The 14,580-nt window shown below is 71.9% G+C and carries 13 protein-coding genes; 12 read left to right on the forward strand and 1 reads right to left on the reverse strand.

Annotated features, from left to right (window positions below):
- The first annotated feature begins 20 nt into the window (after positions 1-20).
- Positions 21-908: a helix-turn-helix transcriptional regulator gene (locus ACFVWD_RS29745; RefSeq protein WP_389600486.1), complete on the forward strand. Its 888-nt coding sequence runs from the start codon at positions 21-23 to the stop codon at positions 906-908.
- Between the two features lie 105 nt (positions 909-1,013).
- Here ACFVWD_RS29745 and msrA read toward each other — a convergent pair whose 3' ends face one another.
- Positions 1,014-1,526 carry a peptide-methionine (S)-S-oxide reductase MsrA gene (msrA, locus tag ACFVWD_RS29750; RefSeq protein ID WP_075029982.1) on the reverse strand — a complete coding sequence of 171 codons (513 nt, stop codon included), beginning with the start codon at positions 1,524-1,526 and terminating at the stop codon, positions 1,014-1,016.
- A 358-nt stretch (positions 1,527-1,884) separates the two neighbouring features.
- Between msrA and ACFVWD_RS29755 the strand changes: the two genes are divergently transcribed.
- The 11 genes from ACFVWD_RS29755 (at position 1,885) to ACFVWD_RS29805 (ending at position 14,577) form a co-directional block, all read left to right on the forward strand.
- Entirely contained in the window at positions 1,885-3,996 is a 2,112-nt protein-coding gene (locus ACFVWD_RS29755; RefSeq protein WP_389600488.1) for a glycoside hydrolase family 27 protein, read from the forward strand.
- Positions 3,997-4,211: 215 nt separating this feature from the next.
- Positions 4,212-5,504, forward strand: coding sequence for an ABC transporter substrate-binding protein (locus ACFVWD_RS29760; protein ID WP_389600490.1), 1,293 nt, complete (start codon positions 4,212-4,214; stop codon positions 5,502-5,504).
- A gap of 2 nt (positions 5,505-5,506) precedes the next feature.
- Positions 5,507-6,406: a carbohydrate ABC transporter permease gene (locus ACFVWD_RS29765; protein WP_168487098.1), complete on the forward strand. Its 900-nt coding sequence runs from the start codon at positions 5,507-5,509 to the stop codon at positions 6,404-6,406.
- Positions 6,403-7,326, forward strand: coding sequence for a carbohydrate ABC transporter permease (locus tag ACFVWD_RS29770; RefSeq protein WP_389600491.1), 924 nt, complete (start codon positions 6,403-6,405; stop codon positions 7,324-7,326). The genes ACFVWD_RS29765 and ACFVWD_RS29770 overlap by 4 nt, the downstream gene beginning before the upstream one ends.
- A complete protein-coding gene (locus ACFVWD_RS29775; protein WP_389600493.1) occupies positions 7,323-9,434 on the forward strand; it encodes an alpha-galactosidase in 2,112 nt (703 codons plus the stop codon). The genes ACFVWD_RS29770 and ACFVWD_RS29775 overlap by 4 nt, the downstream gene beginning before the upstream one ends.
- Before the next feature lie 76 nt (positions 9,435-9,510).
- Positions 9,511-10,269 (forward strand): SDR family NAD(P)-dependent oxidoreductase, encoded by a 759-nt coding sequence (locus tag ACFVWD_RS29780; protein WP_389600495.1) that lies wholly within the window; start codon positions 9,511-9,513, stop codon positions 10,267-10,269.
- 49 nt (positions 10,270-10,318) lie between these two features.
- Positions 10,319-11,080 carry a FadR/GntR family transcriptional regulator gene (locus ACFVWD_RS29785; protein ID WP_389600497.1) on the forward strand — a complete coding sequence of 254 codons (762 nt, stop codon included), beginning with the start codon at positions 10,319-10,321 and terminating at the stop codon, positions 11,078-11,080.
- Positions 11,077-12,222 carry a galactonate dehydratase gene (gene dgoD, locus ACFVWD_RS29790; RefSeq protein ID WP_389600499.1) on the forward strand — a complete coding sequence of 382 codons (1,146 nt, stop codon included), beginning with the start codon at positions 11,077-11,079 and terminating at the stop codon, positions 12,220-12,222. The genes ACFVWD_RS29785 and dgoD overlap by 4 nt, the downstream gene beginning before the upstream one ends.
- Positions 12,216-13,013 (forward strand): hypothetical protein, encoded by a 798-nt coding sequence (locus ACFVWD_RS29795; RefSeq protein ID WP_389600501.1) that lies wholly within the window; start codon positions 12,216-12,218, stop codon positions 13,011-13,013. Before dgoD ends, ACFVWD_RS29795 begins: the two co-directional genes overlap by 7 nt.
- A 26-nt stretch (positions 13,014-13,039) precedes the next feature.
- Positions 13,040-13,675 (forward strand): bifunctional 4-hydroxy-2-oxoglutarate aldolase/2-dehydro-3-deoxy-phosphogluconate aldolase, encoded by a 636-nt coding sequence (locus ACFVWD_RS29800; RefSeq protein ID WP_389600503.1) that lies wholly within the window; start codon positions 13,040-13,042, stop codon positions 13,673-13,675.
- A complete protein-coding gene (locus ACFVWD_RS29805) occupies positions 13,672-14,577 on the forward strand; it encodes an SMP-30/gluconolactonase/LRE family protein (RefSeq protein WP_389600505.1) in 906 nt (301 codons plus the stop codon). The genes ACFVWD_RS29800 and ACFVWD_RS29805 overlap by 4 nt, the downstream gene beginning before the upstream one ends.
- Positions 14,578-14,580: the final 3 nt, after the last annotated feature.

Raw genomic sequence — 14,580 nt, forward strand, 5'->3', positions numbered from 1 at the left:
CGCGTTCGTACGCTGGAAACATGACAGCCACCGCAGATGCCAACGCACTGGGCCGGTATCTGCGCGCCCGCAGAGAACTGGTCCAGCCCGACGAAGCCTGGGATCAGGGCAACCGGCGTGTCCCGGGGCTGCGCCGCGAGGAGGTCGCCTTCCTCGCGGGCACCAGCTCCGACTACTACAACCGCTTGGAGCAGGGCCGCGACAGGAACCCCTCGGAGCAGGTCCTGCGCAGCATCGCCCGGGCCCTGCGACTGGACGAGGAGGCGACGACCTACCTGCTGGAGATCGCCACACGCAAGAGCCCGCGGCGCAAACGGCCCCGCAAGCCGGAGCAGGTCGGCGACGGTATGCGCACGCTCATCGACTCCTGGCCACTCACCCCTGCGTACATCCACGGCACATACATGGACGTCCTGGCCGCCAACAGCCTCGCCATCGCGCTCTCACCGTTCAACGCGCCGGGACACAACGGCATTCTGGCCGCGTTCCTTGAACCCGAGATGCGGGAACTCCATCAGGACTGGGAAGACATGACCGCCCGGGTCGTCCCGTACCTGCGCTCGGTCGTCGGCGCGGACATCGAGGACCCGCGCCTTGTCGAGATCGTCGGAGAGCTCTCCCTGCGCAGCGAGCGCTTCCGCACTCTCTGGGCCCGACAGGACGTCAAGCACAAGACCACGGGCACCAGCCTGCTTCGTCACCCCCAGGCCGGACCGCTGGAACTGCGCTACGAAAAGCTGCTGGTCCCGGGCACTGGCGGGCAAACGCTGATCACCTACCACGCACGGCCCGGCAGCGCCTCCGAAGAGCGCCTGCGCCTGCTGGCCAGCATGAACGCCCCTGACAATGTCGGCGGTACACGGCCCGCGGGCGACCAGACCGGAATGTCCGGACGCACCATGCCCTGACGTGCTCCCCGGACGTGGGCGACCGGTCCGGTCGCCGACGCACGCGCCCTTCTTCCTCACGCTGGGTGAGCCGACTGCCACCTCGCGCGGTCAGCCTCCGTGGGGTCAGCCCTCCGCGCGGGCGGGCAGTCGCCATCCCGGGCGCGGGAAGTGGCAGGTGTACCCATCGGGGTAACGCTCCAGGTAGTCCTGGTGCTCGGGCTCGGCCTCCCAGAAGGGGCCGACCGGCTCGACCTCGGTGACGACCTTGCCCGGCCACAGTCCGGAGGCGTCCACGTCCGCGATGGTGTCCTCGGCGATCCGCTTCTGCTCGTCATCCACGTAGTAGATCGCCGAGCGGTAGCTGAGACCGATGTCGTTGCCCTGGCGGTTCTTGGTGCTCGGGTCGTGGATCTGGAAGAAGAACTCCAAGATCGCGCGGAAGTCGGTCTTCTCGGGGTCGAACAGGATCTCGATGGCCTCCGCGTGGGTGCCGTGGTTACGGTACGTCGCGTTCGGTACGTCACCCCCGGTGTATCCGACCCGGGTCGCTGTCACGCCCGGGAGCCGGCGGATCAGGTCCTCCATCCCCCAGAAGCATCCGCCCGCCAGTACGGCCCTCTGCGTCTGCGCTGCCATTTCGGCCCCTCCAATGTCTGTCGCCTCGGTCACTCGGGCTGCTCGGCTCGCACACCGGCGGCATCCCAGGCCCTCTGGCTTCATCAGCGCGTGAGGGATCCAAACAATTCCGTGCACGCCTGCCTCGTCGGCGATCAGCCGGGGACGGGGCACCGCCGCAGCCTGCGGAAACCGTCCCGGGGGCGGTGTCCACGTCACCGCGAGATCCCGTTTTTAAGTTAATTAGCAATTAATATTGACAGGCTTGAGGGGCCTGGGCACAGTTTCCGCCGTGGCACCGACGCCCAGGCACGACCGGAGCGGGGTGCCCCGTACCCCCAACTCTCGGGAGAATTCAGTGACTTCGCATCGTGCAGGGATGGCGCGACCGCGGCGGACCGTGGTGGCGCTCGGTGCCGTGGTGCTGGTCGGGTCGGTGGTTCCGGCCGCACACGCCGCGGACGACCAGGGCGCGCCGCAGTACTACGACAGCGGCCTCGCCCCCACGCCGTACATGGGATGGAACACCTACTACGGGCTCGGCGCGCCGACGGAGGACCAGGTCAAGAAGGTCGCCGACTATCTCGTCAGCAGCGGGCTGCGCGACAGCGGCTACAACATCGTGTGGCTGGACGGCGGTTGGCAGGCGGACCAGCCGCGCGACCCGGAGACGGGCCGGCTCGTGGCCAACCCCACGCGCTTCCCCTCCGGCGTCCCCGCGCTGGTGACGTACCTTCACAAGCGCGGCCTCAAGGCCGGCATCTACACCGACGCGGGCGAGTACGACGGCGGGAAGTGGTGCGGCCTGGGCAGCCGCGGCCACTACGAGCAGGACGCCCGCCAGTTCGCCGGGTGGAAGGTCGACGCCATCAAGGTGGACTTCCTCTGCGGCATCGGCGCGGGGCTCGACCCGGGCCCCGCCTTCAAGGAGTTCAGCGACGCCGTAGCCAAGTCCGGGCGGAAGATGCTGCTCAACCTGTGCAACCCGCTCACCGACGACTGGGGCATGCCGCACACCCCCGAGCAGGACGCACACAACACATTCGTCTACGGTCCGACGACGGCCGACTCCTGGCGCACCGGCACCGACATCGCCTGGGGCACCCCGACCGCGGGGGAGTGGCCGAACATCCTGCGCAACATGGATGCCAACGCCTGGCACCCCGAGGCCCAGGGGCCAGGGCACTGGAACGACCCCGACTACCTCATCCCGATGCGCAAGCTAGCCGAGGGTGGCTACGAGCTGACGGCGGAGGAGTCCACCACGCAGTTCGTGATGTGGGCCGAGATGGCCTCGCCGCTCGTGCTCGGCAGCGACCCGCGCACCCTGCCGCAGTCGATGATCGACACCCTGCGCAACCCCGAGATCATTGCCGTCGACCAGGACCAGCTGGGCATCCAGGGCGCCCGTGTGGCGACGGACTCGGTCGGCGACGTCTACAGTAAGGTGCTGAGCGGCGCGGGCAAGCGGGCGGTCGTCCTGCTCAACCGTTCCGACCAGGCGCAGGACCGCACAGTGACCTTCGCGGACGCCGGCCTCACGGGCAAGGTCGCGGTGCGCGACCTGCGGGCCCGTGCCCCGCGTGGCACCTTCACCGGCTCGTACACGGTGCGCGTCCCCGCGCACGGCACGGCCTTCCTCAAGCTGACCGGCACCGACGAGGCTCCCGGCGCGCAGCTTCCCGGCCGCTCGTCGGCGAGCCCGGCCCTGGTGCGCAACGGCGACACGCTCACCGTCTTCACCCGCGGCACGGACGGCGCGCTGCGCGCACAGACCGCGAGCGGCGGTGACTGGCCCACGTCCCGGACCACCGATCTGGACGGTCCGACACGCGGCCGCATCCTGGGCCAGCCCGCGGCGTACGCCTCGGCCGGCGGACGGATCGACGTCTTCGTGCGCGGCACCGACGACACCGCCTACCGGCGGGTGTACGCGAACGGGCACTGGGGGCGTTGGCAGAGCCTCGGCGGGACGCTGACGGACGCGCCGACCGCGGCCTTCGGGGGACCGGACGGCTGGACCCTGTTCGCGCGCGGCGCGGACGGCAGCGTGTGGTCGCGCGGCCCGGCCTCCGGCTGGACCTCGCTCGGTGCCCCGCAGAGCCGGCCGGTCTACGGGCGTCCGTCGGCCGTCGTCGACGACGCCGGGCGGCTGCACGTCGCCGTGCGCACCTCCGACGACTCGGTGTGGTCACGCACCCGTGACACCTCCGGCACCTGGTCGGACTGGACGGCCCTCGGCGGCACGACCAGTGGCAGCCCGACCCTGGTGGCCTCCGGCGGCACCGTCCACCTGTACGCGCGGGCCGGGGACTACACGCTCTGGACGCGCAGTTGGACCGCCGACGGCGGCTGGGCCGGCTGGAGCAAGGACACCGACTTCGTCAGCGGTGCCTTCGACGGCGCGCTCGGTGCAGTAGCCGGGCCGGACGGCGGCGTGCTGGCCGCCTACCGCGGGGTGGACGGCCGCGTCCACCAGACCGAGCTCTGAGCTCCGCGCGCTCGCTCCGCCCCACCTCTCACCACCCGGGACCAACAGGTGTGCCTCCGGGCTTTGTTCGGCCCGGAGGCACACCCTCCAAGAAATAAATTAGTAATTAATCTTGACGGTGTCCGGACCCCTGAGACAGGCTGTGCCTGCCGCAGGTGGAGCCGGGCCGTCAGGGGGCCTCAGCTCCGTTCCGTGGGCACTTAGGGAGTACATAGATGACCGCCTTCAACGCCAACCGCCGCAGATTCCTCGTAGGAGCCGGCGCAGTCGGCGCCGGCGCGCTGCTCAGCAGCTGCGTCACCCAGAGCCCGTCCGCCTCCGGAGGAAAGTCCGGCGGCCCGGTGACCCTGCAGTCCAACCTCTCCTCTCCGCAGGCCAAGACCGCGATGCAGGCGGTCGTCGCCGCCTTCGACAAGCGCGGCGACGCCAGGGCCCAGCTCAACACGGTCGCGTCGGAGACGTTCCGCACGCAGTTGCCGACCTACCTCACCTCGGCCAACCCGCCGGACGCCTACACCTGGTACCCCGGCTCCGTCGCCGAGTCGTACGCCAAGAAGGACCTGCTCCTCGGCCTCGACGACATATGGGAGAAGCCCGAGCTCGCCGGCTACTCCGACGCGCTGAAGAAGCTGTGCACTTCGGCCTCCAGCGGCAAGAAGGTCTTTGTGCCCACCAGCTACTACTGGTGGGGCGTGTTCTACCGGAAGTCGAACTTCGCCAAGTGGGGCGTCAAGGAGCCCAAGACCTGGGACGAGTTCCTCGGCCTGTGCGACAAGCTCAAGAGCAAGGGCGTCGCCCCGATCGGCCTCGGCGCCGGCGGTGACACCCCCTGGGTCGCCTCCACCTGGTTCGACTACCTCAACATCCGCATCAACGGCGCCGCGTACCACCGCGAACTCCTGGCGGGCAAGCACCGCTTCGACGACCCCGAGGTCCGCAAGGTCTTTGACAAGTGGGACGAGGCCCGCCCGTTCTTCGACCCCAACGGCACGGCCATCCCCTTCCAGGACGCCACGACCTCCCTCCTCCAGGGCCGCACCGGCATGATGCTCATCGGCACCTTCTTCGCCGACGCCGCCCCCAAGGACGCCCTGGGCGACCTGGACTTCTTCCAGTTCCCCATCATCGACCCGAAGGTGCCGGTCGCCGAGGAGGCGCCCACGGACGGCTACTTCGCCAGCGCCCGCACCAAGCGCGCCGACGGCGTCAAGGAGCTGCTGCGCTACCTGGCCTCCGCCGAGGCGCAGGAGCTGTACCTCAAGAACTCCTCCGGCACCGCGCTGCCCACGCACCCGGACGCCAAGGACGCCGGCACCCCGCTGGTCCTCAAGGGCCGCAAACTCATCGAAAGCGCCACCGACGTGACGCAGTTCTTCAACCGGGACTCCAGCGACGCGCTCCAGCCGACCGCCGACACGGCGCTCGTGCACTACCTGGCCAAGCCCAAGGAGATCGGCTCCATCCTCACCACGTGGCAGCGCAGCGCACAGAAGATCTGGAGCCAGTGACAATGGCGCTGATCGGCTCCACACGACGGTCCAGGGCCACGCGGGTGCCCCCGGTGGTCCTGGCCTTCGTCCTCGTCCCGCTGCTCGCCGAGGCGTTCTGGGTCTTCTGGCCGGCCCTCCAGGGCTTCTACCTCTCCCTGACCTCCTGGGACGGTCTGTCGGCCCCGAAGTTCGTCGGCCTCGGCAACTTCAGCGAGATGGTGCACGACGAGGTCTTCCGCACCGCCGCGATCAACACGGTGCTGTGGCTACTGCTCTTCGGCGGGCTGTCCGCCGCCCTCGGGCTCGGTGCTGCGCTGCTGCTCCAGCAGGAGCGGCGCGGCATCGGGTTCTACCGGGCGGCGCTCTTCCTCCCGGTGGTCTTCTCGCTGGTCGCGACCGCGCTGGTGTGGCAGGCCATGTACCAGCCGGACGGCCTGATCAACAACGTGCTGGAAGCGATCGGTCTGGGTGGCTGGAAGCATGCCTGGCTCGCCGACCAGGACACCGCCTTCTACGCGGTGATCGTGCCCGCGCTGTGGCGGCAGGTCGGCTACGTGATGGTGCTCTACCTGGCCGGCCTCAAGGGCATCGACCCCGTGCTGTACGAGGCGGCAAAGGTCGACGGCGCCACCCGCCTGCAGCAGTTCCGGCACATCACCCTGCCGCAGCTGCGCAGCGTCAACGCGGTCGTCCTGTCGGTGATCGTCATCGACTCGCTGCGCTCGTTCGACGTGGTGTGGGCGCTCACCCGCGGCGGCCCGTACCACTCCTCCGAACTGCTGAGCACCTACATGTACTCCACCGCGTTCCAGTCCCTGCGCCTGGGATACGGCTCCGCACTCGCCGTCGTCATCTTCGTGCTGGCCTTCGGCGTCATCGCGAGCTACCTCGTGCGCGCCTTCCGGGAGGCCGACTCATGACCGCCACCCACGCCACCGCGCACGCCAAGGACTCCGAGGGCCCGGCCGGCGAGCTCCGCCCCGCCAAGGCCGCGGAACCCCGCCGCCCCGCCCTGAGCGGCCGCGCCCTGCGCACCGCCGGCTTCCACCTCTCCGCGGGCCTGCTGTCCGCGCTGTGGCTGCTGCCGATCGTCCTTGTCCTGGTCACCAGCACCCGGACGTTCGACGACATCGCCGCGCACGGCGTCGGCAGCTGGCCGCACTCGTTCACCTTCGACAGCTTCCGGCAGGCGTGGGTGGACGGCGGCCAGCAGCGCGCCCTCATCAACAGCATGCTGGTCACCATCCCCACCGTGCTGCTCTCGCTCGGCCTCGCCTCCATGGCGGCCTTCGCGCTCAGCCGCTACGACCTGCCCTTCCGGCGCGTCCTGCTGCTGCTCATGCTCGGCGGCAACCTGCTGCCCCCGCAGATCCTGCTGATCCCGGTCTCCAAGCTCAGCGAACTGCTCGGCATCTACGACCAGCTGTACGCCCTGATCGGCGTGCAGGTCGGCTTCGGCGTCGGCTTCTACGTCTTCGTCCTGCACGGCTTCATGCGGGCGATCCCCGGCGAGATCCAGCAGGCCGCCGTCATCGACGGCGCGAACCCGTGGCAGATCTACTGGCGGGTCATCCTGCCGCTGGCCCGCCCGGCGCTGGCCGCGCTGACCGCCCTGTCGTTCACCTGGATCTTCAACGACCTGCTCTGGGCCATCACGGTGCTGCGCACCGACACCCAGATGCCCATCACCGCCTCCCTCATCGGGCTACAGGGCCAGTACGTGTCCATGTGGAACGTCATTGCGGCCGGCTCGGTGATCGCCGCCGCCCCGACGGTGGCCGTCTTCCTCCGCTTCCAGCGCCACTTCGTGGCCGGACTGAACCTCGGAGCCGTCAAGTGACCGTGCACGACCGGTGGCTGCTGCGCACCGACACCACCACCTACGCAGTCACCCTCGGCGGCGAAGACCGCTGGGCCGAACTCGCCGCCTGGGGGCCGCACGGCGTCGAGGACGGGCCGTCGCCCATGGACTGGTCGCGGCGCACCCACTTCATCGTCCCCGCCGACGCCGCCCCGGCCGAGTACATCCCGTACGGGCTGCGGCCCTTCACCGGCGCCGACCTGGTCGCCTCCCGCCCCGGCGGCGACCGCGGCAGCTGGTGGCGATTCACCGGCGCCACGCAGGACGGCGACCGGGCGCTGCGCCTGGAGTTCGCCGACGACGTCCTCGGGCTGCGCACGACGCTCCGCTACGAGACGGTGCCCGGCACGGACGTCGTCCTGCGCTGGACGGAGCTGACCTGCACCGGCGAGTCCGAGGTACGCCTGGAGCGCTTCGACTCCGCCGCCGTCAACGTGCCCGTCCAGGGTGGCGCGCGGCTGACGTACCTGGCCGGACAGTGGTCGCAGGAGTTCCAGCTGAAGCACATGGAGCTGGAGCGCGGCCGCTTCGAGATGGAGAGCACCCAGGGCTCGGCCGGGCACGCGTACCACCCCTGGCTCGCGATCCAGGATGCCGCCGCCCCTGCCGAGGGCGCCACCCCCACGTACGGCATTGCCCTGGAGTGGTCCGGCAACTGGCGGATCACCGCCGACGCCGAGCCCGGCGGCGCCGTACGGGTGCGCGCCGGCCGCGTGCCCCACGAGGGCGCGGTCCGCCTCGCCCCCGGCGCCACCCTCGTCACGCCCCGGCTGGCCTGCGCCTTCAGCCCGGACGGGCTCGACGGGCTGGCCCGCGTCTGGCACCGCTACGAGCGGCACCTCACCGGCGGGCGGATCCACCGGCAGCGCAAGGTCCTCTACAACTCGTGGGAGGCGACCGGCTTCGACGTCGACGCCGCAGGGCAGTTGGAGCTCGCCAAGACGGCCGCGGACCTGGGCGCCGAACTCTTCGTCGTCGACGACGGCTGGTTCACCGGGCGCCCCGACGACACCGGCGGCCTCGGCGACTGGGACCCGGACCCGGCCGAATTCCCCGGCGGGTTCGACCGGTTCGTCGAGGACGTCCGCGCCCTCGGCATGGACTTCGGCCTCTGGGTGGAGCCGGAGGGCATCAGCCCCCGCTCCAGGCTCTACGCCGACCACCCCGAGTGGGTGTACCGGATCGAGGGCCGACCGGCGACGCTCGTACGCAACCAGCTTCTGCTCGACCTCGGCCGCGAGGATGTCCAGGAGTTCGTCATCGGCACGCTCGACCGGCTGCTGGGCGACCACGCCATCAGCTACCTCAAGTGGGACATGAACCGGCCGCCCACCGAGCGCGGCCGCCCCGGTCACCCGGCCGGTCCCGACCCCGAGCTCCAGGACCTCGACGCCGCCCATGTCGCCGGCTACCTGCGCGTCCTGGACCACCTGCGCACCGCCCACCCGCACGTCACCGTCGAGGGCTGCGCCGGCGGCGGCGCCCGCGTCGAGCACGCCACCCTCGCCCGCACCGACGTCATGTGGCCCAGCGACAACACCGCGCCCATGGACCGGCTGCGCATCCAGTACGGGTACCTCCACGCGCACGCCCCGCACACCATGAGCTCCTGGGTCACCGACGCCCCCGGCGTCTTCGACCCACGCCCCCGCTCCCTCGCCTTCCGGTTCGTCAGCTCCATCGCCGGAGTCCTGGGCATCGGCGCCGACATACGCCACTGGACGCAACAGCAGCGCGCCGAGGCCACCGAGTGGATCGCCCGCTACAAGGAGATCCGCGACATCGTCCACCACGGCGAGGTGAGCCTGCTCGGCAGCCCGGCCGACCCGACCTGCGGCATCCAGTACGAGGAACCGGGCGGTGCCCGCCTGGTGGTGACGGCCTGGAACACCGGCCCGCTCGACGGCGCGCCCCTGGTGCCCGGCCGGGCCGTCCGGCTCCGACTACGCGGTCTGAGGCCGGAGGCCGGCTACACCGACACCGCTACCGGCACCCGCTACAGCGGCGCGTACCTGCTCCACTCGGGGCTGCCGTTCGCGTGGACCGCCGGACGCGACGCGGAGCTGACCGTGCTGGCCCGGCGGTGACGACCACGGAAGAATCTGCACCGCCTCTCGAACATCTGCACCCCACCTCCCTCTCGGACAGGAGACGACCCACCTCATGAACCCAGCCGCCCGCTTCACCAACCGCGTCGCCGTCGTCACCGGCGCCGCGTCGGGCATCGGCGCGGCCACCGCGGCACGCCTCGCCGCAGAGGGCGCGGCCGTCGTCCTGGTCGACATCGCCGCCGAACGCGGCGAGGAAACCGCCGAGCGCCTGCGCAAGGACGGGGCCCGGACCCTCTTCGTCGCCGCCGACGTCGCGAGCGAGGACGACTGGCAGCGGGTGATCACCGCCGCCCACACCTTCGGGCCCGTGGGAGTCCTGGTCAGCAACGCGTACACAGTGGCGGTCGCACCGGCCCACGAGACGAGCCTCGCCTCCTGGGAACGGCAGCTCTCGGTCAACCTCACCGGCGCCTTCCTGGGCGTCAGGGCGACACTGCCCGACCTGCGCGAGCACCAGGGGGCCGTGGTGCTCGTCTCCTCCGTCCACGCCCACCGGGGGATCCCCGGTCACCCGGCGTACGCGGCGAGCAAGGGAGCGCTGCTGTCGCTGTGCGGTCAGCTCGCCGTCGAGTACGGCCCCGAGGTCCGAGTCAACGCCGTGCTGCCAGGACCGATCCTGACCGCCGCCTGGGACCGGGTCCCGCAGGTCGAGCGCGAGGTCAGTGTCGCCGAGACCGCGGCCCGCCGCTTCGGCACCCCCGAGGAGGTCGCCGCCGCCGTCGCCTTCCTCGCCGCCGACGAGGCTGCCTACATCACCGGATCAAGCCTGCTCGTGGACGGCGGCTGGAGCGTCACCAAGGCCTCCGCCTGACGGAACCGACCGCTCCAGCCACCGACCGACCAGCCAGAAAGGCAAACACATGACGCCATACGCGCGCCGCGGAGTGCACGGCCAGACCGTGGAGACACTTGCCCGCCGGGTGCTCAGCGGCGAGATCCCCGAGGGAGCGACGCTCGACATGGCGGCCCTGCAGAGCGAACTCGACGTCAGCCTGACGGCCCTGCGCGAATCGCTCAAGGTGCTCGCGGCCAAGGGCATGGTCGACGCCCGCCAGAAGCGCGGCACGTTCGTCCGGCCACGCTCCGACTGGAACCTGCTCGACGCCGACGTGCTGCGCTGGCAGTTCTCGGAGAACAACGGCACCGGCGCCGACCTCGCGCTGCTCCGCAACCTCGGCGAGGTCCGCGGCATCATCGAACCCGCCGCCGTGCGGCTGGCCGCGGCCCGCCGCACGGACGCCGACCTCGGGGCACTGGAGGCGGCACTGACCGCGATGGGCCAGGAGGGCGGCGCGAGCGACGCCGTCGAGGCCGACCTCGCCTTCCACCGGGCGCTGCTCGCGGCCACGCACAACGAACTGCTGGAACGTATGGAGATGGTCATCGAGTCGGGCCTCGCCCAGCGCGACCGGCTCGTGCACAGCGCCCCCCACAGCGAGGACCCGGTCCCCAGCCACCGAGCCGTCCTCGACGCCGTGCGCGACCGGGACCCCGACGGCGCGGAACACGCCATGCGTGCCCTGCTCGACCAGGCGACGCGCGACCTCGACAAGCTCAGCGCTCCGTCCACGCCCGCGGGCGAGGACGGCTCCGCCGATGAGAAGGACGGCCAGGCACAGTGAAGATCGCGCGCGTCGAGACCTTTCTCGTCCCGCCCCGGTGGCTGTTCTGCCGCATCGAGACCGACGACGGCGTCGTCGGCTGGGGCGAGCCGGTGGTGGAGGGCCGGGCCGAGGTGGTCCGCTCAGCCGTCGAGGTGATGGCGGAGTACCTGGTGGGCCAGGACCCGCTGCGCATCCAGGACCACTGGCAGGTGCTGAGCAAGGGCGGCTTCTACCGGGGCGGCCCGGTCCTCTCCAGCGCCGTCGCCGGCATCGACCAGGCGCTGTGGGACATCGCGGGCCGCGCCCTCGGGGTGCCGGTGCACACCCTGCTCGGCGGCCCGGTCCGCGACACCGTCCGGGTGTACGCCTGGGTCGGCGGCGACGAACCCGAGCGGCTCAAGGAGGAGGTCACCGCGCAGGTGGAGGCCGGCTTCACCGCCGTCAAGATGAACGCCGCCGGGCGCACCCCGCCGATCGGCAGCCCCGCCGAGACGGCTGCCGTCGTCGAGCGCGTGGCGGCCGCCCGCGAGGCCCTGGGCCCGCACCGCGACGTCGCCGTCGACTTCCACGGCCGCTTCAGCGCCGCCAACGCGCGGCGTGTGCTCCACGAGATGGCCCCGCTGCACCCGCTGTTCGTCGAGGAACCCGTCCTGCCCGAGCAGGCACACCTGCTGCCCGGCTTGGTCGCCGCCTCGTCCGTGCCGCTGGCCACCGGCGAACGGCTGTACGGGCGGGCCGACTTCCTCCCGGTGCTGACCGCGGGCGTCGCCGTCGCCCAGCCGGACCTGTCGCACGCCGGAGGGATATCGGAGGTCACCCGGATCGCCTCGCTCGCCGAGACCTTCGGGGCCCACCTGGCGCCGCACTGCCCGCTCGGTCCCATCGCGCTGGCAGCCAGCCTCCAGGTCGCCTTCGCCACGCCCAACTTCCTGATCCAGGAGCAGAGTCGGGGCATCCACTACAACAAGGACGCCGACCTGCTGTCCTACCTGGTCGACACCGAGCCGTTCCGCTTCGTCGACGGCCAGGCGCACCGCACCGGAGGGCCCGGACTCGGCATCGCCGTCGACGAGGACGCGGTCCGCGCGGCAGACCGGTCCGGCCACGCCTGGCGCAACCCCGTCTGGCGGCACGCCGACGGCTCCTTCGCCGAATGGTGAGCGCCACGCGGCTGCCCGTCCACGTCACCACCGACCCGGACCACGGCGGTCGCTGGACGTCGCTGACCGCGGGCGGCCGCGAGTGGCTGTGGCACCGCGACGAGCCCCGCCGCCGCGTGGTCCGGCCCGGTGACCCATTCGCCGACGCCGGCGGTCTGGAGGAGTGCGTGCCCACCGTGCGCGGGCTGCCCGACCACGGGGACACCTGGTCGCGGCCCTGGCGGAGGGCGGGGGAGGAGGACGTCGCGGAGTGCCCCGACTTCCGCCTGACCAGGCGCATCGGCGAGCGAGGGGACGCGCTCGTCGCCGACTACACGCTCGCCGCCGAGCCCGGTTACCGCTTCGTGTGGGCCGCCCACGCCCTGCTGGACCTCTCCCCGGCCGCCCGGATCGGCGTCGTCGGGCCGGCGGTGACCCGGCTCTACCCGGACGAGGGCGACCGCTGGGTCGCCGGCGACTGGCCCAGCGTCGACGGCGTACCGCTGGACCGCATCGGCCCGGACGACGGGAGCGCCGTCGGAGCGGTCGTCCTCACCTCCCGGGTGTCCGTGCACGACGGCGCAGACACGCTGCACCTGTCCGTCGAGGCCGACGGGCAACCGGTCGCGGTCGCCCTCTGGCGCAACCTCGGCGGCTTCCCCCGGGGCGCGCCATACCGCTCGATCGGCGTCGAGCCGATGCTCGGCCGCGTCTTCGACCGCGCCGCGGCGGACGACGGCGACACCGCCGTCGTGCCGCCGACCGGAGAGGTCACCTGGCGGCTCACCGTCACCGCGACCCGCCGCACCTGAACCCCCATCACCAGAAGGGATCTCGGATGAACCTGCTCGCCGCGCTGCGCGCCCACCGGCTGCTCGCCGTCGTCCGCGGCAGCGACCCGGACGCCGCGCTGACCACCGTGCTCACCCTCGCCGAGGAAGGCGTCACCCTCATCGAGGTCTCCCTCTCCGGGCGCGACGCACTCGACGTCATCGCCCGGGCCCGCGCCGCGCTCGGTCCCGATGCCGCACTCGGCGCCGGAACCGTGCTCAGCTCCGACGACGCCCGAGCCGCCCAGAAGGCCGGCGCCGCCTTCCTCGTCACCCCGGGGGTCAGCGACGGCATCGCCACCGGGAGGGAACTCGAACTCCCCGTGCTCGCCGGCGTGATGACGCCCACCGACATCCTCCAGGCACAGCGGCTCGGCGCCGACGCCCTCAAGCTCTTCCCGGCAGGCAGCGCCGGGGGCCCCGGCTATTTGCGGGACCTGCGGGGCCCTTTCCCGGACCTGCCCTTCGTACCCGTCGGGGGAGTGGACGCGGCGGCAGCCGCCGACTACCTGCGCGAGGGAGCCATCGCCGTCGGCGTCGGATCGCCCCTGATCGGCGACGCCGCCGCGGGCGGCGACCTCACCGCCCTGCGCGAGCGCGCCCGCGCCTTCCTGGACGTCGTGCGCGCGGAGGCCCGCCCGTGACCGCCCCCGCGGTCCTGGGGACCGACCGCCTCGAACTGGGCGAGGGCATCCGCTGGACGGACGGCCGCGCCGTGCTGACCGACATCCTCACCGGCCGACTGCTCGCCGTGCCCGAAGGCCCCGACGCGCCGCTCGCCCCGATCACCCGACTGTCCTGCCCACTGGGTGCCGTCGCACCGGTGGAGGGGCAACCAGGCCACTGGATCGCGGCGGCGGGCCCCGGCATCTGCCGCATCGACCCCGCGGGCCACGTCGACTGGATCGCACGCCCCGAAGAGGGCGCACCCGTGCCGATGCGGATGAACGACGGCGTCGCCGACCCGCACGGCCGCTTCTGGGCGGGCAGCATGGCGTACGAGGCCACCGAGGACGCGGGCTCCCTCTACCGCCTGGACCGCGACGGGCGAGTCACCCGCGTCCTGCGGGACGTCACGATCCCCAACGGCCCGGCCTTCAGCGCCGACGGCACCGTCATGTACCTCGCCGACAGCGCCCGGGGCGTCATCCGCCGCTACCCGGTCGACCCCGTGAGCGGCGACCCGGGCACCCCCGAACCCTTCGTCACCCTCGGCTCCGGCAGCCCCGACGGTATGACCACCGACATCGAAGGCTGCCTGTGGACGGCCGTCTGGGGCACCGGGCAGGTCCACCGCTACCGCCCCGACGGCAGCCTCGACCGGATCGTCGACCTTCCCGCCGGGCAGCCCGCAGGACTCTGCCTCGGCGGCACCGACGGCCGTACGCTCCTCGTCACCAGCGCGCACATCGGCCTGCCCGTTCCGGGCCCCCTCGACGGGGCCGTCTTCGCAGTCCGGGTGGACGTTCCCGGCGCCCCGGCCGCCCCGTACCGCCCTGCGGTCCCGTCCGCTCCGGTCCCGGCGGATCGCGCCGGCACTCTCTAGGAA

The organism is Streptomyces sp. NPDC058086, assembly GCF_042885015.1.
Taxonomy (GTDB): Bacteria; Actinomycetota; Actinomycetes; order Streptomycetales; family Streptomycetaceae; genus Streptomyces.